This is a genomic window from Streptosporangium sp. NPDC048886 (assembly GCF_055586905.1).
Genome location: NZ_JBVJHH010000015.1, coordinates 137,709 through 162,090 on the forward strand (window position 1 = coordinate 137,709; position 24,382 = coordinate 162,090).

The 24,382-nt window shown below is 71.4% G+C and carries 22 protein-coding genes; 14 read left to right on the plus strand and 8 right to left on the minus strand.

The genetic code is table 11. The features are described 5' to 3' along the window. Positions 1-16: 16 nt before the first annotated feature. The 3 genes from ACZ6R6_RS20445 (at position 17) to ACZ6R6_RS20455 (ending at position 2,161) form a co-directional block, all read left to right on the plus strand. Entirely contained in the window at positions 17-667 is a 651-nt protein-coding gene (locus tag ACZ6R6_RS20445; protein ID WP_470095428.1) for a neutral zinc metallopeptidase, read from the plus strand. Between the two features lie 101 nt (positions 668-768). Beyond that, positions 769-1,032, plus strand: a complete 264-nt coding sequence (locus ACZ6R6_RS20450) for a WhiB family transcriptional regulator (protein WP_470095430.1) — start codon at positions 769-771, stop codon at positions 1,030-1,032. Positions 1,033-1,312: 280 nt separating this feature from the next. Further along, complete coding sequence (locus tag ACZ6R6_RS20455) at positions 1,313-2,161, plus strand: lysostaphin resistance A-like protein (protein ID WP_470095432.1); 849 nt, start codon at positions 1,313-1,315, stop codon at positions 2,159-2,161. Positions 2,162-2,272: 111 nt separating this feature from the next. Here the strand turns inward: ACZ6R6_RS20455 and ACZ6R6_RS20460 are convergent, their stop codons facing one another. Then, entirely contained in the window at positions 2,273-3,013 is a 741-nt protein-coding gene (locus ACZ6R6_RS20460; RefSeq protein WP_470095434.1) for an ABC transporter permease, read from the minus strand. Between the two features lie 45 nt (positions 3,014-3,058). Then, a complete protein-coding gene (locus ACZ6R6_RS20465; protein ID WP_470095436.1) occupies positions 3,059-3,778 on the minus strand; it encodes a PIG-L deacetylase family protein in 720 nt (239 codons plus the stop codon). A 122-nt stretch (positions 3,779-3,900) separates the two neighbouring features. Between ACZ6R6_RS20465 and pcrA the strand changes: the two genes are divergently transcribed. Next, positions 3,901-6,159: a DNA helicase PcrA gene (gene pcrA, locus ACZ6R6_RS20470; protein WP_470095546.1), complete on the plus strand. Its 2,259-nt coding sequence runs from the start codon at positions 3,901-3,903 to the stop codon at positions 6,157-6,159. 228 nt (positions 6,160-6,387) lie between these two features. Here the strand turns inward: pcrA and ACZ6R6_RS20475 are convergent, their stop codons facing one another. The 3 genes from ACZ6R6_RS20475 to ACZ6R6_RS20485 all read right to left on the minus strand — a co-directional run bounded on the left by ACZ6R6_RS20475 (position 6,388) and on the right by ACZ6R6_RS20485 (position 9,538). Continuing rightward, on the minus strand, positions 6,388-7,296 hold the full coding sequence (locus ACZ6R6_RS20475) for a hypothetical protein (protein WP_470095438.1): 909 nt from the start codon (positions 7,294-7,296) through the stop codon (positions 6,388-6,390). A gap of 249 nt (positions 7,297-7,545) precedes the next feature. Beyond that, on the minus strand, positions 7,546-8,430 hold the full coding sequence (locus ACZ6R6_RS20480) for a hypothetical protein (protein WP_470095440.1): 885 nt from the start codon (positions 8,428-8,430) through the stop codon (positions 7,546-7,548). 250 nt (positions 8,431-8,680) lie between these two features. Then, positions 8,681-9,538, minus strand: a complete 858-nt coding sequence (locus ACZ6R6_RS20485; RefSeq protein WP_470095442.1) for a hypothetical protein — start codon at positions 9,536-9,538, stop codon at positions 8,681-8,683. 347 nt (positions 9,539-9,885) lie between these two features. Between ACZ6R6_RS20485 and ACZ6R6_RS20490 the strand changes: the two genes are divergently transcribed. Next, positions 9,886-12,792: a YbhB/YbcL family Raf kinase inhibitor-like protein gene (locus ACZ6R6_RS20490; RefSeq protein ID WP_470095444.1), complete on the plus strand. Its 2,907-nt coding sequence runs from the start codon at positions 9,886-9,888 to the stop codon at positions 12,790-12,792. Between the two features lie 113 nt (positions 12,793-12,905). On the opposite strand, the gene ACZ6R6_RS20495 is transcribed toward ACZ6R6_RS20490, so the two are convergent. Next, the gene (locus tag ACZ6R6_RS20495; protein WP_470095446.1) at positions 12,906-13,661 is read right to left on the minus strand and encodes a hypothetical protein; all 756 of its coding nucleotides are present in this window, start codon (positions 13,659-13,661) and stop codon (positions 12,906-12,908) included. 242 nt (positions 13,662-13,903) lie between these two features. On the opposite strand from ACZ6R6_RS20495, the gene ACZ6R6_RS20500 reads away from it, so the two are divergent. The 4 genes from ACZ6R6_RS20500 to ACZ6R6_RS20515 all read left to right on the plus strand — a co-directional run bounded on the left by ACZ6R6_RS20500 (position 13,904) and on the right by ACZ6R6_RS20515 (position 18,372). Next, complete coding sequence (locus ACZ6R6_RS20500) at positions 13,904-14,311, plus strand: cobalamin B12-binding domain-containing protein (protein WP_470095448.1); 408 nt, start codon at positions 13,904-13,906, stop codon at positions 14,309-14,311. 130 nt (positions 14,312-14,441) lie between these two features. After that, a complete protein-coding gene (gene sucC, locus ACZ6R6_RS20505; RefSeq protein ID WP_470095450.1) occupies positions 14,442-15,623 on the plus strand; it encodes an ADP-forming succinate--CoA ligase subunit beta in 1,182 nt (393 codons plus the stop codon). Beyond that, positions 15,623-16,498: a succinate--CoA ligase subunit alpha gene (gene sucD, locus ACZ6R6_RS20510; RefSeq protein ID WP_470095452.1), complete on the plus strand. Its 876-nt coding sequence runs from the start codon at positions 15,623-15,625 to the stop codon at positions 16,496-16,498. Before sucC ends, sucD begins: the two co-directional genes overlap by 1 nt. A 212-nt stretch (positions 16,499-16,710) precedes the next feature. After that, complete coding sequence (locus ACZ6R6_RS20515) at positions 16,711-18,372, plus strand: cell division protein PerM (protein WP_470095454.1); 1,662 nt, start codon at positions 16,711-16,713, stop codon at positions 18,370-18,372. 144 nt (positions 18,373-18,516) lie between these two features. On the opposite strand, the gene ACZ6R6_RS20520 is transcribed toward ACZ6R6_RS20515, so the two are convergent. Beyond that, entirely contained in the window at positions 18,517-18,927 is a 411-nt protein-coding gene (locus ACZ6R6_RS20520) for a hypothetical protein (protein ID WP_470095456.1), read from the minus strand. Positions 18,928-19,006: 79 nt separating this feature from the next. Between ACZ6R6_RS20520 and purN the strand changes: the two genes are divergently transcribed. The 4 genes from purN to ACZ6R6_RS20540 all read left to right on the plus strand — a co-directional run bounded on the left by purN (position 19,007) and on the right by ACZ6R6_RS20540 (position 22,414). After that, positions 19,007-19,627, plus strand: a complete 621-nt coding sequence (gene purN, locus ACZ6R6_RS20525; RefSeq protein WP_470095458.1) for a phosphoribosylglycinamide formyltransferase — start codon at positions 19,007-19,009, stop codon at positions 19,625-19,627. Between the two features lie 46 nt (positions 19,628-19,673). After that, on the plus strand, positions 19,674-21,218 hold the full coding sequence (gene purH / locus ACZ6R6_RS20530; protein WP_470095460.1) for a bifunctional phosphoribosylaminoimidazolecarboxamide formyltransferase/IMP cyclohydrolase: 1,545 nt from the start codon (positions 19,674-19,676) through the stop codon (positions 21,216-21,218). A gap of 152 nt (positions 21,219-21,370) precedes the next feature. Beyond that, complete coding sequence (locus ACZ6R6_RS20535) at positions 21,371-21,544, plus strand: hypothetical protein (RefSeq protein WP_306859349.1); 174 nt, start codon at positions 21,371-21,373, stop codon at positions 21,542-21,544. A gap of 21 nt (positions 21,545-21,565) precedes the next feature. Continuing rightward, positions 21,566-22,414, plus strand: a complete 849-nt coding sequence (locus tag ACZ6R6_RS20540) for a bifunctional methylenetetrahydrofolate dehydrogenase/methenyltetrahydrofolate cyclohydrolase (protein ID WP_451931720.1) — start codon at positions 21,566-21,568, stop codon at positions 22,412-22,414. A gap of 3 nt (positions 22,415-22,417) precedes the next feature. Here ACZ6R6_RS20540 and ACZ6R6_RS20545 read toward each other — a convergent pair whose 3' ends face one another. Continuing rightward, complete coding sequence (locus ACZ6R6_RS20545) at positions 22,418-23,071, minus strand: FHA domain-containing protein (protein ID WP_470095462.1); 654 nt, start codon at positions 23,069-23,071, stop codon at positions 22,418-22,420. Positions 23,072-23,252: 181 nt separating this feature from the next. Here ACZ6R6_RS20545 and ACZ6R6_RS20550 point away from each other — a divergent pair, with 181 nt between their 5' ends. Beyond that, the gene (locus ACZ6R6_RS20550; RefSeq protein WP_470095464.1) at positions 23,253-24,374 is read left to right on the plus strand and encodes a citrate/2-methylcitrate synthase; all 1,122 of its coding nucleotides are present in this window, start codon (positions 23,253-23,255) and stop codon (positions 24,372-24,374) included. Positions 24,375-24,382: the final 8 nt, after the last annotated feature.

Genomic DNA, 24,382 nt, shown 5'->3' on the forward strand with positions numbered 1-24,382 from the left:
GGTAAACATGAGGCGTATGAAAGCCTTCCGCTGTCTTCTCGTGCTCCTGATGGCCACGGCCGCGGCCTGCGGGAGTGACCGGCCGGGCACCGACGCCGCCAGGCCCGCCCCGCTGGGCCAGACGTTCGAGTCCGACGTCCGGCTGGCCAAGGAGCTCGGCGAGGCATACTGGCGGCAGACCTTCTCCGCCGACGGGCTGACCTACCGGCCGGTCACCGCCTTCACCCCCTACCGGGGGGACAACGGCCCCGACTGCGGCGGGCAGCCTTCGGCGCCGAACAACGCCTTCTACTGCCCGGTCGGGCACTTCATCGCCTACGACGAGAGCTGGATGCGCGAGCTCTACGACAAGATGGGGGACGGCTCGGTCTACGTGATCATCCCGCACGAGCTCGGGCACGCCGTACAGGCACAGCTCGACAGCGACTTCAGGCTCAACGTGGAGCGGGAGCTGCAGGCCGACTGCTACGCGGGCGGCACCCTGGGCACGCTCGTCAGGAGCGGGTCGCTGCAGGCGGAGCCGGGCGACGAGGACGAGCTGCTGCTCAACCTCGCCGCGGCGGGGGACCCCACCGACGACTGGCTGCGCCCCGACGCCCACGGTACGGCGGAGCAGCGCCAGGCGGTCTTCGCCAAGGGTTACAACGAGGGCACCGCGGCCTGCTGAGATACATCCCGACGGTGACCCGCGAATCCGCCGGGAGGCTGATGTCGCGCCACTGGGATCCGCCTAGTCTGAGGGCCGTCGATCCATCAGGGGGTGATGGCATGCGGAAGACGGTCCGCGAGATCGGCTGGGCCATCCGGGGGGCCTGCCGCGCGAGTGACCCCGAGCTGTTCTTCCCGCTGGCGCAGTCGGCCGAACAGGAGGCGCGGGCGAAGGCGGTCTGCGCGGAGTGCCCGGTTCTGGCCGAATGCCGGGCCTATGCCGTACGGGCGGGGGAGCCCGAGGGGATCTGGGGCGGCCTCACCGTCCAGGAGCGGCGCAGCCTGAGGTTCCCGTCCGGATGGCGACAGCCCGCCGCGGGATGATCCCGCCTCGCATAGCCTCGGAGCCGAGGCTGAGGAGGATCAAGGTGCGCGGATCCCAGGAGGAGCGCCGGAGGCGGAGCGCGGAGCCGCGCGCGGGCGGGTGCGGCCGTGACGGTGGAGCGGGCGGCGGAGCCCGGCGCGCGGCGGTGGCCGTGGGGCGGGGTGCCGTGTCCGGTTGGGCGTGGCGGTGACGGCGGTCCCGAGGCGTGGTCAGACGGCTGCGGGGCAGGGTGCCGTGTCCGGTTGGGTGTGGCGGACGGCGGACCCGAGGCGTGGTCAGGTGGCCGCGACGGTGACCGTGGGGCAGGGGGCCCCGCTCGCGGGCGCGGTGACCGTCCTGGTGGCGGCCAACGTGCTCAACAACCGCGTCGCGCCGCGCCTCGCCCCGCTGACCTCGGCCGCCGCCACCTGCGCGCTGCTCACCCTGGCCCGCCGTTCCGGGCTGTCCTGGTCCGAGCTGGGGTTCCACCGGCGCTCGCGCGGCCTGCGGATCGGCGGCGCCCTCGCCCTGGCCGTCGCCGGGGTCTACGGCGTGGGGATCACCGTCCCGGCCACCCGCCGCTTCTTCCGCGACGAGCGGGCGCTGTCGCTCTCGCGGGCCCGCGTGCTGGAGGAGGCCCTGCTCCAGGTGCCGGTCGGCACGGTCCTGCTGGAGGAGGTCGGCTTCCGGGGCGTGCTCCACGCCCTCCTGGCCCGCTCCCACGGCCCCCGTACGGCCGTCGCCGTCTCGTCGGTCCTGTTCGGCCTCTGGCACGTGCTCCCCGCGATCGACATGGTGACCGCCAATCCCGCGCTGAGCGGCCTGGCGTCAGGGGAGGCGCCCGGCGGCGGGCGGCGGGCGGACGGCGCCGGCGGGGCCGCGCCGGGACCGCCGGCGAAGGCGTCGCCGTGGCAGACGTCGCGGGCGGTGGCCGGGTCGGTGGCCGCGACAGGGCTCGCCGGGGTGCTCTTCTGCGAGCTCCGCCGCAGGGGCGGCCTGGCCGCGCCGTCACTGCTCCACATCGCGACCAACTCGCTGGGCTACCTGTCCGCCCGCCTCGCCCCGGCGGAGCCCGGCGCCGCGCGGAGCGCCGGGGACAACACCGCGGGGGGACGCCCCGCCGCCGCGCCGGGAGATCCGGTGGCGTGAAGGGCCGGCGGGGTTCAGCCGTCCGAGCCGCCGGGCGGGACGTCGGCTGTCTCACCGCCGGGCTGTTTCCCCGTCGGGCAGGGAGATCGGCTGTCTCACCGCCGGGCTGTTTCAGCGCCGGGCCGGGAACCGGCCGCGGGCGGCGAGCTCGATCGTGACGAGTACGGCCACCGCCTCGGAGGCCAGCAGCGCGACCAGCACGACGAGCTGGACGATCCCGGCCTGGACGGGGCTCGCCCCGCCGAGCAGCATGCCCACGAAGGCTCCGGGGAGCGTGACCAGCCCCACGGTCGATGTCTGGTCCAGCGCGGGCACCAGCGCCTGGGCGGCCGCCGGGCGGCAGATCTCCAGCGCCGCGTCCCGCTCGGAGAAGCCCAGCGCGAGCGCCGCCTCGACCTCGCCGCGCCGCTGGATGAGCTCCTCCACCGCCCGCCGTCCCGCGAGCGCCGTGGCCGTCAGGCAGCCGCCGAGCAGGATGCCCGCCACCGGGATCAGCGTGATGCCCTTCAGCGGGACGGTCCCGGTGCCGACGAGCAGCGCGAGCACCGGCAGCGTCCCCGCCGCGACCGGCAGGGCGGCCCACCGGACCGCCCGGCCCGAGGTGATCCTGCGGCCCGCGGTCAGGCTCGCCACGCCGTACATGACCAGGATGAAGGCCGCCACCGCGAGCGGCCGCTCCACGGCCCAGACGATGATCAGCGCCACCGCGCCGAGCTGGACGGCCGCCCGCAGGCACGCGGTGATGACGGCGCGGGCGTGGCCGAGGCGGCCGAGCAGCGCGGCGGCGGCGCCCCCGGCGGCCAGGAGGGCGACGACGACGGCGGTGGCCGGCGAGAGGTCGACGGTGTTCACGGGTGTGAGATGCCTTCCGGCGGGGCGTTCTCCGTCCCGGCCCGCTCAGGCGGTGGGGACCCGCTGGAAGGCCTCGGCGTAACGGCCCTCGCCGAAGCCCGCCTCGGTCGCGACCTGGGAGAAGCGGGTCCGGAGGAAGTCTTCGAACCCCTCCATGTGGCTGGTCTGGCTCACATGGGCGCGCAGCGCGGCGAGCTTGCGTTCGAAGGTGTCGGTGATGTCGATGTGGTGGTCGGGGGTCTGGCCGCCGTTGAGCCAGACCTCCCGGACCGTCCACGCCTCCAGGCCCTCCTGGAGCAGGAGCTCCGGGAAGGTGTAGGGGTTGCGCGCGTCGGGGTAGACGGCGTCGAGCGCGGAGCCGCCGACCGCGCGGTGGTCGGGGTGGCTGGGGGCGACGAACCTGTAGTTGCGCTCCGGAGTGTGGGTGACCACCAGGTCGGGCCTGACCTGGCGGATGACGCGGGTGATGTCGCGCCGCAGGTCGAGGCTCTGGACCACGGTCCCGTCGCGGTGGCCGAGGAATCGCACGTCGGTCACCCCGACGATCTTCGCCGCGTTGGTCTGCTCGGTGCGGCGGAGCTCCGCCATGCCCCCGTTGTCCAGCTCGCGGTCGAAACCGCCCGCGTCCCCGTCGGTGACGACACAGTAGGTCACCTCGACGCCACGGTCGGTGAACCGCGCGATCGTGCCTGCCGCGGCGAAGTCGACGTCGTCCGGATGGGCGGTCACCACGAGCACCCGGTTGATCTCGTTCTCAGACAACATGAGAGGCCCCTCTGTTCTTCCGCATATCGATCATCTCTCACAACCGGTGACAAGTCAGTCGGCATTCCTCTCCGGTGCTGGACCCGGTTGTCGGTGGACCGCCATAACCTAGGAGCGTGTCGATCCCAGCCGCTTCCCTGACCCACCCGTTGCTCGACGGGCTCAACCCCCAGCAGCGTGAGGCCGTCGTCCACCACGGCAGTCCGCTGCTCATCGTCGCGGGCGCCGGTTCGGGCAAGACGCGGGTGCTCACCCACCGCATCGCCTACCTGCTGGCCGAGCGGGGCGCGCAGCCGCAGGAGATCCTGGCGATCACCTTCACCAACAAGGCCGCGCGGGAGATGAAGGACCGGGTCGACAACCTCATCGGTCCGCGGTCGGCGGCGATGTGGGTGATGACCTTCCACAGCGCGTGCGTGCGGATCCTGCGCCGCGAGGCCAAGCGGCTGGGCTTCCCCTCCAGCTTCTCCATCTACGACCAGGCCGACTCCCAGCGGCTGATGGCCATGGTCTGCCGGGAGATGGACCTCGACCCCAAACGCTACCCGCCGCGCTCCTTCTCCGCGCAGGTCAGCAACTTCAAGAACGAGCTGATCGACTACGAGACGGCCGCCGACCAGGCGTCCACCCACCTGGAGCGCACGCTCGCCGAGGCATACCGCAACTACCAGCGGAAGCTGACCGAGGCCGGCGCGATGGACTTCGACGACCTCATCATGCTGACGGTCACCCTGTTCCAGATCTTCCCCGACGTGGCCGAGCACTACCGGCGCCGCTGGCGCCACGTCATGGTCGACGAATACCAGGACACCAACCACGCGCAATACACCCTGATCCGCGAGCTCGTCGGCGCCCCCGAGCTGCGCACCGCCGACGGCGACCTGATCCGGGAGGGCACGGTCGCCCCCGCCGAGCTGTGCGTGGTCGGTGACGCCGACCAGTCGATCTACGCCTTCCGGGGTGCGACGATCCGCAACATCCTGGAGTTCGAGCGCGACTATCCCAACGCCAGGACGATCCTGCTGGAGCAGAACTACCGCTCCACCCAGACGATCCTGAGCGCGGCCAACGCGGTGATCTCGCGCAACGAGAGCCGCAAGCCGAAGAACCTCTGGTCCGACCAGGGCACCGGGCCGAAGATCGTCGGATACGTCGCGGACAACGAGCACGACGAGGCCATGTTCGTCGCGCAGGAGGTCGACAAGCTCACCGACGACGAGGGCGTCGTGCCCGGCCAGGTGGCGGTGTTCTACCGGACCAACGCCGCCTCCCGGGTGTTCGAAGAGATCTTCATCCGGACCGGCCTGCCCTACAAGGTGGTCGGCGGGGTGCGCTTCTACGAGCGCAAGGAGGTCCGTGACCTGCTGGCCTACCTGCGGGTGCTGGCCAACCCCGGCGACGTGGTGTCGCTGCGCCGCATCCTCAACGTGCCCAAGCGCGGCATCGGCGACCGGGCCGAGGCGATGGTGGAGGCGTTCGCGGCGCGCGAGCGGATCTCCTTCTGGGAGGGGCTCCGCCGGGCGGACGAGGCACCCGGCATGGCCACCCGGTCGCTCAACGCCATCAAGGAGTTCGTCGCGCTGCTGGAGGAGCTGAGGGTCAAGGCCGCCGACATGCCGCCGTCGGAGCTGGCCCAGGAGGTGCTGGAGAGCACCGGTTACCGCGCGGAGCTCGCGGCCTCGGGCGACCCGCAGGACGAGAGCCGCCTGGAGAACCTGGACGAGATGGTCTCGGTGGCCTCGGAGTTCGAGGAGGCCAACCCCGAGGGCACGCTCGTGGAGTTCCTGGAGCAGGTCTCCCTGGTGGCCGACGCCGACCAGATCCCGGCCGGTGACGGCGGCCAGGGCGTGGTCACGCTGATGACCCTGCACACTGCCAAGGGCCTGGAGTTCCCGGTGGTCTTCCTCACCGGCATGGAAGACGGCGTCTTCCCGCACATGCGTTCGCTGGGCGAGCCGAAGGAGCTGGAGGAGGAGCGCCGCCTGGCCTACGTCGGCATCACCCGGGCCGAGAAGCGCCTCTACGTCTCCAGGGCGGCCGTCCGCAGCTCCTGGGGGGCGCCCGCGTTCAACCCGGCCTCCCGCTTCGTCGCCGAGATCCCGTCGGAGCTGGTCGACTGGCGCAGCGACCCCGGCAAGAACGCCTGGAGCGCGGCCTCGGGCGCCTCCCGCCGCGACGCCCGCCCGGCCCCCGCCAAGAAGCCCGGCGGGCGGCCGGTCCCCAACCTGGCCCCGGGCGACCGGGTCACCCACGACAAGTTCGGCCTGGGCACGGTCGTGTCGGTGGACGGCGTGGCGGAGAAGACCAAAGTCAAGATCGACTTCGGCAGCGGAGGTGAGAAGACCCTCCTGCTGGCCTACGCGCCGGTGGAGAAGCTCTGACCGGCGCCGAGCGCGCCGGGCGGCCGGGGTGGGTGCCGGGTGGCTGCGGGGGAAGGCCCGGTGGGTTCACCGGGCCTTCCCCGGACCGGGGCCGCTAGCGGATCGACCCGGAGCCGGACCGCCCCTGAGCCGGACCGACCCCGGGCCGGACCGGCTCAGGGCGCCGATCACGTGGCCGGATGGATCGGTCCCGGGGGACGATCCTCGCGGTGGACCAGTCCTTACGGATCAGTCCTTGAAGACCTGGGTGAAGGGGTCCTCGCTCTGCTCGGCGCCGAGGTCGAGCTCGTCGAAGTCCGCGACCTGGGCGGCGGACGGAGCCTTGATGGCCGACTTCACGCCCCAGCCGGAGTAGCGGCTGTCGTTGAGGTAGGTCATGTCCAGGCTGGTCAGGCCCCGCAGGGACTGCGTCCAGGACGAGACGGCCCGCCGCACGAGCTGGTCGGGGCCGAGATAGAGCTTCCAGCTCACCGGCAGCGTGGCGGACTTGGCCGAGGGCTTGGCGCCCAGCAGCGCGCGGACCGTGGGAGAGACCTTGTAGAGCTCGCCCAGGGTGATCGTGCCCGAGTGGACGACGGTCCGGGTGCCGTCCCAGGTGCCGCCGGGACGCTTGGCCGTCGTGTGGGCCAGCGCGGCCTTCAGGGTGGCGGGTTCGAGGGGGTTGACGATCTGCTGGGCGGGGTTGCCCGCCACCACCGCGCCGCCCCTGACGCGCAGCCACTCCTTGCCCTCGGGCAGGGCGTCGCCGTAGAAGCCGCCGGAGATGTAGGAGACGCCCTTCACCATGACGGTGCGGGAGGGGCCGAACAGGTTCTTCAGCTCCTTCTCGGCCCCGGGCAGGGTGAACTTCTCGGTCAGGTCCGAGGCCACCACGCCCTGCTTGCCGAACTCCAGCACGCCGTTGCGCCGGCTGAAGATCGCCCGGTTGTTCTTGCCCTCGCCGATGATCTTCGAGTTCTCGGCGAGCTTCACGCCGCGGTGGGTCCTGAACTGGCTCTTCAGCGCGGAGACCGGGTCCGTCTGCGCGGTCTGGGCGTTCGCCGGGGCGGCCGGGGCGGCCTGGGCGTTGGCGGGGGCGGCCACGAGCGCGGGCGCGATCAGCGCCGCCGCGGTGGCGCCGGTCAGGGTGGCGATCATTCGCCTCATTTAGGGGGTCCTCCTGTATGGGTCCTCGCATCCTCGCGGAGCGATCATCGAGATTCTTGCTCAATACGTGACATGGAGGGTGAAAATCTGATCAATCGACCGCGCCCGGCAGGCGGGGCCTGCCGGGCGCGGGGATGTGATCAGCGTGCACCGATCACTGCTCAGTGATCACCGGACAGCCGATCACCGAACAGCGATCGGCTGTTCGGTGATCAGTGCAGGGCGACCGACGCGAGGTGATCAGTTCTTGATCAGCGGGATCGTGGCGACGGCATTCACGCCCTTCTCCAGCTCCTTCATCTCGGCGACCTGGTCGGCGGCCGGGGCCTCGATCGTGACCTTGGAACCCCAGCCGGTGTAGCGGGTGTCGACCGTCGTGGACGAGTCCTTACCCTCCGAGTAGGTCGTCACCAGCCGCTGGGGGAGCCGGTCGGCGCCGACGTACAGCTTCCAGCTCACCGCGGACTTGGCCCTGTCCTCGGGGAGGAAGGGCGACGAGGCCCGGAACCACGGTGACACCTTCTGCAGCTCGGCGAGGGTGATCTTCCCGCTGTAGACCCCGGCGCGCTTGGTGGCGTGCGCCAGCAGGGCCTTGAGCGTCGCCGGCTCGGCGGGGTTGACGTACTGGCTCATCGAGCCGACGAGGCCGAGCGGGGCGGGCGGGTTGCGGACCCAGGTCTTGTCGGCGGGCAGGAACTCGCCCATGACGCCGCCGGAGACGTAGGAGGTGTCCTTGACGCGGACGACCCGCTCGGGCTTGGCCATCCCGGTGATGACCTTGGAGAGCGTCTCGTTCTTCGCGTCCTCGGTGTCCTCCGTGTCCTCCGCCGCCGCGAGGAGTGCTTCGAGCTCCTGCTGCTTGATCCGGAGCTGGGCGGTCTGGTCGGACGCGATGATGCCGGAGGCGCCGAACTGGAACTCGCCGGTGCGCTTGACGAACACCACGTTCCCCTCCGGGCCCTGGGATTTCGTCGTGTCGACGAAGCTCACCCCGCGACCGCCGCCGAACTGGCTCTTCAGCGCGGTGATCGGATCGGCGGCCTGGGCGTGTGCGGTCGAGGCGAGCGCGGGGGCGCTCAGCACGGCCGTCGCAGCGCATGCCAGACCGGCGATGTATCGCTTCAAGGAAAATTCCTCCTGAATGATCCCTCCACCCCGTGTGGGAGGGATGGGGGCATTCTGGCGGATCAAGATCGCAACAGCATCTCATATACGGATAAATGCCTTGAAATACCTGTGAATGTTCTGTGCAGACCTCCGCCGCCTCCGGGATCGCCGAGGGGAGGGCGGTCGCCCGCGGGAAGACCGGCGGTGCCGCGCGCCCTGTCCGACCGGCAGTACTGCGCACCCTGTCCGACCGCCGGTGTCGCGTGCCCTACCCGATCGGCAGCACCGCGGGTTCCGGGAAGTCGGCGCCGACGCGTCCGGCGTCGGCGGTGTCCTCCGGGGGCGGCGGGGTGAGCGTGACGGGTGAGCCCCAGCCGGTGTAGCGGGTGTCGGCGACCGTGGTGGTGTGCTGGCGGGGCCGGCCGGGGAGGGGCTGCTTCCAGGTGGTGGTCAGGCGGCGGGCCAGGCCGGACCGGTCGAGCCAGAGCCGGAAGCCGATCGGGATCCGGCCGCTCCGGGCGCCGGGCGGCCCGGGGAGCCGGTCGCGGAAGCTGGGGGAGACCCTGTAGAGCGTGCGCAGCGTGACGGCCCCCTGAAGGAACGTCCCGGACGGGACGCGCCTGTTCACCGCGGCGTGCGACAGCAGGGTGCCCAGGGTGGCGGGCTCGAAGATGTTCACGATCTGCGGCAGCGCCGCCGTCTGCTTGATGTTGGCCGGGCCGATCAGGCCGAGCCAGGTCTTGCCCTCCGGCAGCCACGTCTCGTAGCCGGGGCCTGACAGGTACGCCTCGTCCGGGAAGCAGATCACCCGGGTCGAGCCGAGCCGCCGTCCGATCTGGGCCTCCAGCTCCCTGACGACCCCCTTCCCCAGCTCCGTCCGCCCCACGGTGTCCGTGCCGTACACCCCGGCCGCGTCGAACTCCACCCTGCCCTTGCGCCAGATGGTGACGGCCGGCTTGCCGTCCTTGTAGACCCGGCCGAGGTCGGAGATCCGCAGCCCAACGTGCTCGCCGAACTGCTGCTTCAGCTTCTGCACCGGGGAGGGCGGCGCCTGCGCCCGCGCCACCCCCGTCGACAGCGCCGAAGCGGCCAGCACCGTCGCCAACGCGGCAACCCACCGTCTCATCGGATCTCCCTCTCCGGGGCCAGGATCCGCCAAGCTAGCCAACCGCCGCGGCCCCGGATATGGCGTGGGCCAACAAGTCGCGCCCGTGGATTGCGCGTGCGTGAGCCGTACGGCGGGCCGTGCCGGGCGGGTGCGGCGCGGCGCGGGGGCCTGCGGGCGATCTCTCGGCGGTTCCCCGTCGGCGGCCGAGGTCCCGCGCCGGTGCCGCCGGGACGCCCGGGGGCCAACCGTCCCTCGTCACTCCATTGACAGGGGGCGGAGGAGATGATCCCCTCCATGCATAGTTAGGAAGGCTTCCTAACTAGTTGTGCCGTCTCACCCCCCTCAGAACCACAGCAGGAGGATCGATGAGATCTCCTATCCGAGCGCGCTCGCTGGTCGGCGCGCTCGTGGCCGGACTGCTGCTCAGCCCGCTGGCCACCCTCCCCGCCACCGCCGCGCCGACCCGGTACGAAGCGGAGAACGCCACCGTCTCCCAGGGCGCCGTGGAGTCCAACCACGCCGGATACTCCGGGACCGGGTTCGTCAACACCGACAACGTCGTCGGCTCCTACGTCGAGTTCACCGTCGACGCGGCCGGCGCCGGGTCCGCCGCCATCGCCATCCGGTACGCCAACGGCACCACCGCCGACCGCCCCGCCGACGTCGCCGTCAACGGCGCCGTCGTCTCGGCTGGCCGCGCGTTCAACGGCACCGGCGGCTGGGACACCTGGGCGACCTCCACCCTGACCGTACCGGTGAACGCCGGCGCCAACACCGTCCGGATCACCTCCACGACCGCGGGCGGCACCCCCAACCTCGACTTCGTCGACGTCGAGGTGACCGCGGCCGGCAACGACCACCAGGCGGAGAACGCCACCGTCTCCCAGGGCGCCGTGGAGTCCAACCACGCAGGGTTCACCGGGACCGGGTTCGTCAACTACGACAACGTCGCCGGCTCCTACGTCGAGTTCACCGTCGACGCGGCGACCGCCGGCAACTACCGCCTGGCGTTCCGCTTCGCCAACGGCACCACCGCCGACCGTCCGATGGACGTCGCCGTCAACGGCGTGCCGGTCTCGGCCGGGCTGTCCTTCCCCGGCACGGGCGCGTGGACCACCTGGGTGGAGAAGTCCGTCACCGCGGGCCTCGTCGCCGGTGCCAACAAGGTCCGGGTCACCGCCACCACCGCGGGCGGGGGCCCCAACCTCGACCGGCTGAGCGCGACGGCGCCGGCCGACGCCGAGCCGCCGACCGCGCCGGCGGACCTGCGCGCCGTCGGCGAGATCAGGCCGACCTCGGTCGACCTGGCCTGGACGGCGTCCACCGACAACGTGGGCGTGTCACAGTACAAGATCTACAACGGCGGCAACGTGCTCATGACCGTGGGCGGCAACGTCACCGGCACCACGCTGCCCGGCCTGACGCCCAACACCAGATACGTGCTCAGCGTGCTCGCCTACGACGCGGCGGGCAACGCCTCCCAGGGCAGCAACAACCTCGACGTCACCACGCCGCCGAGCGACGACACGCAGCCGCCCGGAACGCCGGCCGGCCTGCGCGCGACCAACGTCGGGGCCGGCACGGTCACGCTGGCCTGGAACGCCTCCACCGACAACATCGGGGTCACCGGCTACAACCTCTACCGCGACGGCACGGCGTTCGCCACCGTGCCCGACCTGACCGCGACCGCCGACGGGCTGACGCCCAACACGGCCTACGCGTTCGCGGTCGAGGCGTTCGACGCCAACGGCAACGTCTCGCCGCGCAGCGCGCCGCTGACGGTCAGGACGACCGGTACGGCGGCCGGCGGCGACCCCGTCCACGACAAGGACGTCGCCAAGCTCGACCTGCCGTGGGGCATCGCCTTCCTGCCCGACAACAGCGCGCTGGTCGCCGAGCGGGACCGCTTCGAGATCGCCCGCGTCACCCCGGACGGGCAGAAGACCGTGGTCGGCAAGATCACCGAAGCGGTGACGACCAGCGGCGAGGGCGGGCTCCTGGGCCTGGCGGTCTCGCCGGCCTTCGCCACCGACCACTACGTCTACGCCTTCCACACGGCCGCCTCCGACAACCGCGTGGTGCGCTTCAAGTACGAGAACGGGCGGATCGGCGCCCGCGAACCACTCGTCACGGGCATCGCCAAGAACAAGTTCCACAACGGCGGCCGGATCAAGTTCGGCCCCGACGGCTTGCTCTACATCACCACCGGCGACGCCCAGGACGGCAACCGGGCGCAGAACCTCAACTCGCTCAACGGCAAGATCCTGCGGGTGACGCCGACCGGCGCCGGCGCGCCCGGCAACCCGTTCCCGAGCGCGCCGCGGGTCTACACCCTCGGCCATCGCAACCCGCAGGGCCTGGCCTGGGACTCCCGGGGACGGCTGTGGGCGTCGGAGTTCGGCGACGCCACCCTGGACGAGCTCAACCTGATCCAGCCCGGCAAGAACTACGGCTGGCCCAACTGCGAGGGCGGATGCGGCAACCCGGCCTACGTCGACCCGGTCCGGCAGTGGGACGTGGCCGCCGCGTCGCCGAGCGGTCTGGAGATCGTCAACGACTGGATCTACATGGCGGCCGTCCGGGGCCAGCGGCTCTGGGTCATGAAGATCACCGGTAACACCACCGACACGCCCCGGGCGTTCTTCAACGGCCGGTGGGGCCGCCTGCGCACCGTCGTCAAGACCCCCGACGGGGGGCTCTGGCTCACCTCGACCAACAACGACAAGAACGGCGGCACGCCGACGGTCCTCGACAACACCATCGTGCGGCTGAAGTTCGCCGCGGCGCCGTCCGCGCTGACCAGCAGCGCGTTCGCCGCCGGCGGCACCATCCCCGCCAAGTACACCTGCCAGGGGGACGGGGTGGCCGGCAACGACATCTCGCCCCCGCTGGCCTGGACCACGGCGCCGCCGGGCACGCAGAGCTACGCGATCACCTTCGTCGACACCGCCAACGGCGGCAAGCACTGGGCGATCTGGGACATTCCCGCCGGCAGGCTGTCACTGCCGGAGGGGCTCGGCCTCGGCTTCAACGTGCCGCAGGTCCCGGGCGCCAAGCAGAAGGCGATGAGCAGCGGGAACAAGGCCCTGCAGTACTTCGGGCCGTGCCCCGGCGGGTCCACCCACAAGTACGAGTTCACGCTGTACGCCGTGAACACCGCGACGCTGCCGGGAGTGAGCTCCAGCTCGTCGGTGGCGGCGGTGGAGACCGCGATCCTGGCGAACGACCTCGCCGCGGCGACGCTGGCCGGCACCTCGAACGCCGGCACCTGACACCGGCGTCCAAAGGGGCGGGCGCCCCGGCCGGGACGGAGGGATCCGGGCCGGCCGGGGCGCTCCGGGCCGGCCGGTCTCGGCGCCCCCGGAGCGGGTCCGCCCCTCCCGCGCTACTCGGTGGCGGTCTCCTCCTCCTGCGGCGCGACGAGGTTAACCCGGGTCCCCCACGAGGCGAACCGCACGTCGCTGACGCGGGTGACCCCCATGCTGAGCGGCGGCTCCGCCCACGAGGTGACCAGCCTGCTGGGGAGCCCGTCGCGTCCCGTCCACAGCCGCCAGGCCACCTTCATGGCCGCGACCTTGGCGTTCGGCCGCTTGCGCAGGTCCGCCCGGTAGGACGGCGAGACGCGGTAGAGCGCGCCGAGGGTGATCACGCCTTTGTGGAGGGCCGCGCCGGGCTTCTTGACGGTGCTGGTGGACAGCAGGGCCTTCAGCGTGGCCGGCTCCAGGGCGAGGACCGGGGTCAGGAAGGGAGACAGATCACGGATCTTGCCGGGCGTCCGCATCCACTTCCGGCCCTCGGGGAGGCTCTCGCCGATCACTCCGCCGCTCATGTACACATTCCCGCCGACGGCGAGGTTGCGGATCGGGGTGGCCTTCTCCCCGGCGAGATCGGACCTGGTCAGGATGTCGTATCCGGCCACGCCCGAGGCGCCGAACTGCACGACGCCGCGGCGCTTCTGCGCGGAGAGGGGCTTGCCGTCGGAGTTGGTCCGGCCGCTCTCGACGATCTTCACACCACGCTGGGCGACGAACTGGGCCTTCAGCGCGGCCACCGGGTCGGTGGGCGCGGTCCGGGCGTGCGCCGGGGCGGCGGTCGTGGACAGGATCAGAGCGCCGGCCACCAGGATGATCCATCGCTTCACGGGGAAGTCTCCTCCTGAGGATAGAAGATCAAAAACCCTAGGGTATGCCGTACCGGAATGTAGGGGTAATACCGATAAAGGCAGCAGATTGGGTGTGAGCCCATGGAGAGCCGGGCCCGTGGCGGCTGAAAGCCGTCACCGGGCCGGTCCCTCACCGCGCGGACGGTTACGCTGCCCACAGCTCCCGTCGCGGGTGCCGGTGGCTCCCACGGCGTGGGCGGGGCGCAGACAAGGAGGTCTGTATGGACGCCGTGCCGAGGATCCGCGTCGTCATCGCCAAACCCGGGCTCGACGGGCACGACCGCGGTGTGAAGATCGTGGCGAGGGCGCTGCGGGACGCCGGGATGGAGGTCGTCTACACCGGCCTGCACCAGACGCCCGAGCAGATCGTGCGCACCGCCGTCCAGGAAGACGCGGCCGCGATCGGGCTGTCCGTCCTGTCGGGCGCGCACATGACGCTCTTCGCCAGGGTGCTCGAACTACTGAGGGACGGCGACGCCGACGACATCACGGTGTTCGGCGGTGGGATCATCCCGGAGGCGGACATACCCGAGCTCCACCGGATGGGCGTGGCCCGGATCTTCACCCCGGGCGCGACCACCCAGGAGATCGTCGAGTGGGTGCGGAGCGCCGTTCCCGCCCGCGTTTAGGACCCGGTGACCTGCTCATGCCCTTCAGGGGGCTAGGCTTCATTGGCGCAAAACCCGCCGGGCTCCCCTCACCCGTGGAGCCGGCCCGCCGACATCTGTACACCAGCCGGACAAGCAAGGACGGACCCTCGTGGACCTGTTCGAACATCAGGCGAAGGAGCTCTTCGCGGAGTACGGCATCCCGGTGCCGCGTGGCATTGTCGCGCACACCGTGGAGGAGGCACGCGCGGCAGCCGAGCAGCTGACCGGCCGTGTCGTCGTCAAGGCACAGGTCAAGACCGGTGGCCGCGGTAAGGCCGGCGGCGTGAAGGTCGCCGACGACGCCGCCGACGCCGAGCAGAAGGCCACCCAGATCCTCGGCATGGACATCAAGGGCCACACGGTCCACAAGGTCCTGATCGAGGAAGCCAGCGCGATCGCGGAGGAATATTACTTCTCCTTCCTGCTCGACCGCGCGAACCGCACCTTCCTCGCCATCTGCTCCGCCGCGGGCGGCATGGACATCGAAGAGGTCGCGCACAGCGCCCCGGAGAAGGTCGCCAAGATCCCTGTCTCCCCGCTCGACGGGGTCGACCGGGCCAAGGCCCGTGAGATCGCCGAGGCCGGCGGCCTGCCGGCGGCCGCGCTCGACGGCGCCGCGGAGCTCATCGAGAAGCTCTGGTGCGCCTTCGTCGACGAGGACGCCTCCCTGGTCGAGGTCAACCCGATGATCCTGTCGGCCGACGGCCAGGTCAAGGCCCTCGACGGCAAGGTCACCCTGGACGACAACGCGACCTTCCGCCAGGCCGACCACGCGGTCTTCGAGGACAAGGCCGCCGAGGACCCCCTTGAGGCCGCGGCCAAGGAGAAGGACCTCAACTACGTCAAGCTCGACGGCAGCGTGGGCATCATCGGCAACGGCGCGGGCCTGGTCATGTCGACCCTCGACGTCGTCGCCTACGCCGGCGAGGCCTTCCCCGGCCGGCCCAAGCCCGCCAACTTCCTCGACATCGGCGGCGGCGCCTCGGCCGAGGTCATGGCGTCCGGCCTGGAGATCATCATCTCCGACCCGTCCGTGAAGTCGATCTTCGTGAACGTCTTCGGCGGCATCACCGCCTGTGACGCGGTCGCCAACGGCATCGTCTCCGCCTTCCAGCTCCTGGAGAGCCGCGGCGAGGCCGTCAGCCGCCCGCTGGTCGTCCGGCTGGACGGCAACAACGCCGAGCTCGGCCGGCAGATTCTGGCCGACGCCAAGCTTGCCGGCGTCGAGCTGGTGGACACGATGGACGATGCGGCCAAGCGTGCCGCCGAACTCGCCGCGGTAGGTGCGTAATGGCTATCTGGCTGACCGAGAACAGCAAGATCATTGTCCAGGGCATGACCGGCGGTGAGGGCACCAAGCACACCCGCCGCATGCTCGCCTCCGGCGCCCGCGTCGTCGGCGGCGTCAACGCCCGCAAGGCCGGCACCACCCACGAGGGCCTGCCCGTCTTCGGCACCGTCGTCGAGGCCATCAGGGAGACCGGCGCCGACGTGTCGGTCGTCTTCGTGCCCCCGGCGTTCACCAAGGACGCCGTCAAGGAGGCCATCGACGCCGAGATCCCGCTCTGCGTGGTGATCACCGAGGGTGTCCCGGTCCACGACACCACCGAGTTCTGGGCCTACGCGGTCGCCAAGGGCAACAAGACCCGCATCATCGGGCCGAACTGCCCCGGCATCGCCTCGCCCGGCGCCTCCAACGCCGGCATCATCCCCGCCGACATCACCACCGCCGGCCGCATCGGCCTGGTCTCGAAGTCCGGGACGCTGACCTACCAGCTCATGTACGAGCTGCGTGACTTCGGCTTCTCCACCGCCGTCGGCATCGGCGGCGACCCGGTCATCGGCACCACGCACATCGACGCGCTGCAGGCGTTCCAGGACGACCCGGCCACCGACGCGATCGTGATGATCGGTGAGATCGGCGGCGACGCCGAGGAGCGCGCGGCCGCCTACATCGAGCAGCACGTGACCAAGCCGGTCGTCGCCTACGTCGCGGGCTTCACCGCCCCCGAGGGCAAGACCATGGGCCACGCCGGCGCGATCGTGTCCGGCTCGGCCGGCACCGCCCAGGCGAAGAAGGAGGCTCTGGAGAAGGTCGGCGTCCGCGTCGGCAAGACCCCGAGCGAGACCGCCCGCCTGATGCGCGAGGTCATGCAGTCCCGCTAGTCCCGCTGGTTCCGCCGGGGAGGCGCCCGATGTCCAACCGGGCGCCTTCCTCGCTGTCCGGCGCCCTCCGGTAGGACCGTCCCGCGTCCTCCGGTAGGACCGTCCCACGTCCTCCCGTACGGTCCCGCCGTCCGGCGCCCTCTCGTACGGCGCGCGACACGCGGGGCGGAGGAGTCTCTCCCACGCGGAAGATCCTGAGACCATCGACTATTGTGACGGCCCTTCTCGATCAGCTCCGGACGGCTCCCCGTAACGTCCTCAGCCGTATCCCCCTGCCAGGCGTCACGGGTGACGACGACGACGTCCGCCGGCCGCTCCCCGTATCCGGGATGCTCGCCGCCGCCTGGACCCTCGGCGTGGGCCTGGCGGTGCTCACCACCCTCACCCTGGTCGGCTGGATCGCCTCCCCCAAGGGGGCGCTCGGCCCCGGCCTGCCGGGGGTCTTCCGCACCGCCGCGCAGCTCTGGCTGGCGGCCCACCACGCGGGGTTCGCGATCCCCGGCGGGTCGGTGGGGCTGCTCCCGCTCGGGCTGACGGTGCTGCCGGCCTTCCTGCTCTACCGAGCCGGCATCTGGATGACCCGGGACGCGGACCTGCGCCTGCGGCTGCCCGCCCGGCTGCCCAAGAACAGCCCGAAGGACGAGGCCAACGCCCGGCGCCGGGCCCAGCTCGTGCTGGTCGCCCAGGCGGGCGTCTCGCTGGCGGCGCCGTACGCGCTGCTGGCCGGGATCATCGCGCTGGTCACCCGGAACGAGATCACCCAACCGTTCCTCGGCGACGTGCTGGTCAGCCATGTGGCGGTGGCCTTCCTCGCGGGCTCGCTGGCCACCGCCAGGACGATCGGCCCGTGGCGGTCGATGCTGCGCCTGCTGCCCGAGCGGCTGCGCTCCGTCGTGGTGGCCTCGGCCGCCGCACTGGGGATCATGCTCGTGGCGGGGGCCGTCATGGTGCTCGCCGCCGTCGCGGTGAACTTCAGACAGGTCCAGGAGCTGTCCGGCGTCCTGTCGCCCGGCTTCGTCGGCGGCCTGCTGCTCCTGCTGGTCCAGGGGCTCTATCTGGTCAACGCGGTCATCTGGGGGATGGCCTACATCGCCGGTCCGGGCTTCGCGGTCGGCTCCGGCACGCTGGTCGCGCCCACCGGGGTCCAGCTCGGGACGGTGCCGAGCCTGCCGATCCTGGGCGCCCTGCCGGAGACGGGTCCCACCCCGGCGTGGGTGATGGTGGTGATCGCGCTGCCGTTCGCGGCCGGGGCGGTGGCGGGGATCCTGGGTGTCAGGATCGCGCCGTCGCCGTCGTACGAGGGCGCGCCGCTGTGGGGGTTCGTCTGCGGGCTGGCGACCGGCACGGCGGCCGGGCTGCTGGCCGCGCTGTCCGGCGGGCCGCTGGGCGGGGCGAGGCTCTCCTCGGTCGGCCCGGCGGGCTGGGAGGTCATGCTCTCGGTGACGCTGGAGGTGGGCGTCGCCGCGGGCATCTCGGCGGGGCTGGCCAACTGGTGGCTGATCTTCCGGGGGCACAACACCGCCGTCACCAAGGCCGCCGCCAAGGTCGGCACGGCCACCGCGCCGGTCCGCAAGGCGGGAGTCAAGATCGCGAAGGCGGCGGGGGCGGTGGCCGGCAAGGTCGGCTTCGCCGAGCCCGAGGGCCTGCGCACGCTCCCCGGCCACTGGCTGGACGCCACCGAGTGTGACACCCAGCCGATCCCGGTGATCAGGGACGACTGGGAGGACGAGCACGCCTCGGCGGCGGCGGAGAACCCTCCCCAGCTCCACCACCGCGGGCCGCCGCGCCCGCCCCGGCGCGACATCGTCGACGAGTCCGACGACAAGGGCGGCCACGTGATCTACCTGGACCCCTACGCCTGGGACCGCGACTGAGCCGCGGGCGGCCCGCCCCGCCCACGGAGGAGCCGGGCGGGGAGTTCCGCGGGGATCACGCGGCCGGCCGCCCGGGAGTCGCGGGAGCGGCCGAGGTCACCGAAGGGCCGTGTGGGAGTCCCTTGAACCAGGAAGTCCCCGGGATCAGGGAGGGAACGGGAACTGCACGTCGCCGGGCCGGACGAAGGGCATCTTCTTCTCCATCGCCCGTTCGAGCTGGTCCACGCACTCGTTCTGGGCGGTGACGGTGCCCGCGCCCCGGCGGCACTCGGCGTAGGAGGCCAGCTCGTCGCTGAAGTAGAACTGCATCGCGGTCACTCCCGCGGCGATCAGCAGCGTCAGCACCGACACGACGACGCCGACGACGGCGGGCGTCGCCGGCTTCGTCACCGAGCGCAGGGCCCCGATCGCGCGGACCGAGGCGACGAGGGCGAACAGCGACATGACGAGCCCCGCGAGGGGGAGCATGAGCGTCAACACCACCGAGGCGAAGGCGAGCCACAACGCCCGCCGTCCCGCGCCCTCCGCCGGCCGTGCCTGGACGGGAGTCGTCACCTGACCTCCTTGCTTCGTGTGAGCGGACAGGCCGATACCCTTGCAGCGGCGTGAGTCCCCGTCGGAATGGAGTGCGTCGGTGTCATCCCAGGCCGCTCGGCTTGTGGTCCTCGTGTCCGGTTCTGGAACCAACCTACAGGCCTTACTGAACGCTGTGGCAGACGAGGCTTACGGGGCCCGGATCGTTGCCGTGGGCGCCGATCGCGACGGTATCGAGGGATTGGCCCGCGCGGAGCGCGCCGGCATCCCCACCTTCGTCGAGAGACTGGCCGACCACCCTGGGCGTGACGTCTGGGACCGGGCGGTCGCGGCGCGGATCGCCGAGCACCGGCCCGACCTGGTCGTCTGCGCGGGGTTCATGAAGATCCTCGGTGAGCCGACGCTGACCGCCTTCCCCGTCCTCAACACCCACCCCGCGCTGCTGCCCGCCTTCCCCGGCGCGCACGGGGTCCGCGACGCCCTCGCGTACGGCGTGCGGATCACCGGCTGCACGGTGATGCTCGCCGACGCCGGGGTCGACACCGGGCCGATCATCGCCCAGGAGGCCGTGCCCGTTCTCGACGGCGACGACGAGGCGTCCCTGCACGAGCGCATCAAGACCGTCGAGCGGGCCCTGCTCGTCGAGACCGTCGGCCGGATGGCCCGTGAGGGCTGGACCGTGGCCGGAAGGACCTTTCGCTTCGGACGACCCGGTGGATGAGCCGGGCGCCCCGGATGAGACCGGAACCAAACAGGAGGATCAGGAAGTGACCCGCATCGCCATCCGGCGCGCGTTGATCGCTGTGTATGACAAGAGCGGGCTGGAGGAGTTGGCCCGCGGACTCGACGCCGCGGGTGTGGAGATCGTCTCCACCGGTGGCACCGCCGCGAAGATCGCGTCGTTCGGTGTCCCCGTCACCCCGGTCGAGGCGCTGACCGGGTTCCCCGAGTGCCTCGACGGCCGCGTCAAGACCCTGCACCCGCGCGTGCACGCCGGCCTGCTGGCCGACAGCGGCAACCCCGCCCACGTCAAGCAGCTCGAAGAGCTGGAGATCGACCCGTTCGAGCTGGTGGTGGTCAACCTCTACCCGTTCCAGGAGACCGTGGCCTCCGGAGCCTCCGACCGCGACTGCGTGGAGCAGATCGACATCGGCGGCCCCGCCATGATCCGCGCCGCGGCGAAGAACCACGGCACCGCCGCGATCGTGGTCGACCCGGGCGCCTACGGCGACGTGCTCGCCGCGGTGGCCGAGGGCGGTTTCACCCTCACCGAGCGCCGCCGCCTCGCCGCGGCCGCCTACGCCCACACCGCCGCCTACGACACCGCGGTGGCCTCCTGGTTCGCCGACGTCTACGCCCCGCAGGAGGGCGCCTGGCCGAGCTACATGGGCGCCGCCTGGGAGCTCAAGTCGCCGCTGCGTTACGGCGAGAACCCGCACCAGGGCGCGGCCCTCTACTCCGGCGGGCGTGACGGCCTGGCCAACGCCGAGCAGCTGCACGGCAAGGAGATGTCCTACAACAACTATCTCGACGCCGACGCGGCCTGGCGGGCCGCCTGGGACTTCACCGGGCCCGCGGTGGCGATCATCAAGCACCAGAACCCGTGCGGCATCGCGGTCGGCGCCGACGTCGCCGAGGCGCACCGCAGGGCCAACGCCTGCGACCCGGTCTCCGCCTACGGCGGTGTGATCGCGGTCAACGGCGAGGTCACCGAGGAGCTGGCCCGGCAGATCGCCGAGGTGTTCACCGAGGTCGTGGTGGCCCCGGCCTTCGCCGCGGAGGCGCTGGCCGTCCTCACCCAGAAGAAGAACATCCGGCTGCTGGCCTGCCCGCAGGGGCCGGACAACCGGACCGAGTTCCGCCGGATCGACGGCGGCCTGCTGGTGCAGGCCACCGACCGGGTGGACGCCCCCGGCGACGACCCGTCCACCTGGGAGCTCAAGGCCGGTCCGGCGGCCTCCGCCGAGGTCCTCGCCGACCTGGCCTTCGCCTGGAAGGCCTGCCGCTCGGTGAAGTCCAACGCGATCCTGCTCGCCGCCGACGGCGCGAGCGTCGGGGTCGGCATGGGCCAGGTCAACCGGGTCGACTCGGCGCAGCTGGCGGTCTCCCGGGCCGGTGACCGGGCCCGGGGGTCGGTGGCGGCCTCCGACGCGTTCTTCCCGTTCGCCGACGGCCCGCAGGTGCTCATCGACGCCGGGGTGAAGGCGATCGTGGAGCCCGGCGGCTCCATCCGCGACGCGGACGTGATCGCCGCGGCCGAGGCCGCCGGGATCACCCTCTACTTCACCGGCACCCGCCACTTCTTCCACTGATCTCCGTTGCCGTGTACGGCCGCCGCACACGTGGGGCGGCCGTACACGGGAGACAAGAGAGTGGCGGACCGGACAGGATTTTCTGGCCAGAGAAGGTTTAAACCCCGGTTAACCTGAACCATTCCTTCCCTCGCCTCCTGTGGAGATCCCTCATGCCTCTGCTCGATCCCGTCCTGAACGCCTTCGTGATCATGAACGGGTTCTGGGAGAGCCCCTGGCTTCTCCTCATCTTCGCCTTCGGCGCCGCCTACCTGGGCGCCAAGGCCGTGGAGGTCATCCCCTTCACGCGCAGGATCATCGAGCGGAGGGAAGCGGAGCGCGGCTGATCTCGTGGAAGGATTGAACCCATGAGCGCGCAGATTCTGGACGGCAAGGCCACCGCGGCGAAGATCAAGGCAGACCTCACGGCGCGGGTCGCCGCGCTGAGAGAGCGCGGGATCACCCCCGGGCTCGGCACCGTCCTGGTCGGCGACGACCCGGGCAGCCAGATCTACGTGGCGGGCAAGCACCGCGACTGCGCGGAGGTCGGCATCGCCTCCATCCGCAGGGACCTGCCCGCGACGGCCACGCAGGCCGAGGTCGAGGCGGTCATCGACGAGCTCAACGCCGCCGAGGAGTGCACCGGCTACATCGTGCAGCTCCCCCTGCCCCGCCACCTCGACACCATGGCGCTGATCGAGCGGATGGACCCGGCCAAGGACGCCGACGGCCTGCATCCGGTCAACCTGGGCCGGCTGGTCCACACGGTCGACGCGCCGCTGCCCTGCACCCCGCACGGCATCGTCCTGCTCCTGCAGGAATACGGCGTGCCGATCAAGGGCGCCGAGGTCGTCGTGGTCGGCCGCGGCATCACCGTGGGCCGCTCGCTCGGTCTGCTGCTGACCCGCCGCTCGGAGAACGCCACGGTCACCCTCTGCCACACCGGCACCCAGGACCTGGCGGCTCACACCCGACGCGCCGACATCGTCGTCGCCGCGGCGGGCGTGCCGCATCTGATCACCGCTGACATGGTCAAGCCCGGCGCCGCCGTGCTCGACGTCGGGGTCTCCCGGGTCGACGGCAAGATCGCCGGTGATGTCGCCCCCGGCGTCAAGGACGTCGCGGGCTTCCTCACCCCCAACCCCGGCGGCGTGGGCCCGATGACCCGAGCCCTGCTGCTGAGCAACGTGGTCGAGGCCGCCGAGAAGCAGGGCTAGGTCTCAGGACGCCCGGCGGCCCGCGGCGCTCGCCGCCGGCTGCGGCTCCGGGGTGCCGGCCGCGCGCTGCGGCGGCACCACCGGGGTCGGCCGGACCAGCCCCAGGGCGACGACCTCGTTGGCCAGCCTGGTGCGCCGGTTGGTCCCTTCCGGGATCCGGAACTTCTGGTAGAGGCGGAGCAGGTGCTGCTTGACCGCGGCCTCCGTCACCACCAGATCGTCGGCGATCTCCCGCGCCGTGGCCGGTGCGACGAACGCCTCGTCCGACAGCGCCGGACGGCACAGCGACGTCAGCACGTCCACCTCCCGCCGGGTCAGCTCCGGAGCCGCGGCGCGGCGGAGCTCGACCTCGGGGGCGAAGTCCTCGCGCGGGACTCCGCCGATCCTGCCCCGCGCGGCGCCGAAGGAGACGACGTCGCCGTCGTCGAGCACCCTCCGGGCGATCGGCCTGCCGTTCACCCGCGTGCCGTTGCGGGACAGGCCCAGATCAACGACATACAGGTAGGGTCCGCGCCGGACGAATTCCGCGTGCAGCCGGGACACACTCGGATCGGTGAGCCGGATGTCAACTCCCCGGCCGCGCCCGATCGTTGTGATCTCGGGGCGCAACGGGACCACCTCGCCAGTGTCCTCGATGCGTATGAACGGCCCCTCCACGGCAGTTCCTCCCCAGGTAGCCCGCCGTAACTATTCCTACAGCTCCGGCTTACCCAAACGAGGTGATGCGGAATCGCCTTTGCCAGAAGGAGAATCCCTCGTGAAATTGGTCTGGACCTCTCGGGAAGGTTTCCCCTGCTCACGGGTAGACTTCGAACGAAGATAAGCGGAGGAAACACTCATGGCGGACAAGCCCACAAAAGGCCTCGCCGATGTCGTAGCCGCGTCCACAGCGCTCAGTGACATCGACGGTCAGGCCGGTCTCCTTTTCTATCGTGGCTACGACATCCACGATCTGGCCGGCCGTACCACCTTCGAAGAGACCGCCCACCTGCTGCAGTGCGGAAGCCTCCCCAACGGGGAGCAGCTGGCCGCCTACGGGGCGCGGCTCGTCGAAGGGCGTAAGCTCGGCGCGCTCGCCGACGCGAACATCCCGGAGATCGCGGACAGGCAGGCGCCCATGGAGGCGCTGCGCACCCTGGTCTCGCTGGCCGGGGCCGACGATCCGGACAAGGACTCCAACAGTCCCGAGGCCAACCTGCGCAAGGCCGCCCGGCTGACCGCCCAGCAGCCGGTCCTCGTCGCCCGCTACCACGCGGCCAGGACGGGCGCCACGATCCCCGAGCCGGACCCCGGGCTGAGCGTCGCGGCCAACTTCCTGCTGCAGATCACCGGCCGCACCCCCGAGCGGCGCGAGGTCGAGATCTTCGACACCTGCCTGGTCCTGCACGCCGACCACACGATGAACGCCTCGACGTTCGCCGCCCGCGTGTGCGCCGCGACCCTGTCCGACATGCACTCGGCCATCGTGGCGGCCATCGGCACGCTCAAGGGCCCGCTCCACGGCGGGGCCAACGAGCAGGTCATGCGGACCCTGGAGGCGCTCGACCCGGCCGCCGTCGCCCAGTCCGTGCGCGACCGGCTCGCCGCCGGCGAGAAGATCATGGGCTTCGGGCACCGGGTCTACAAGACCGAGGACCCGCGCGCCACGCACCTGCGCAAGATGTCGCAGGAGCTCGCGGACGCCTCCGGCGACGACAAGTTCTACCGCATGTCCAAGGAGATGGAGGAGGTCGTCTTCGAGACGAAGGGCCTCTATCCCAACGTCGACTTCTACGCGGCGACCGTCTACCACTACCTCGGTATCCCGACAGACCTGTTCACTCCGGTCTTCTCGGTCAGTCGCATGGCAGGATGGACCGCACACGTCATCGAGCAGCACGCCGACAATCGCCTGATCCGCCCGGACAGCGAATACATCGGCGAGCGCGACCAGAAGTGGAAGCCGCTCGCCGAGCGATGAGCCGGGTG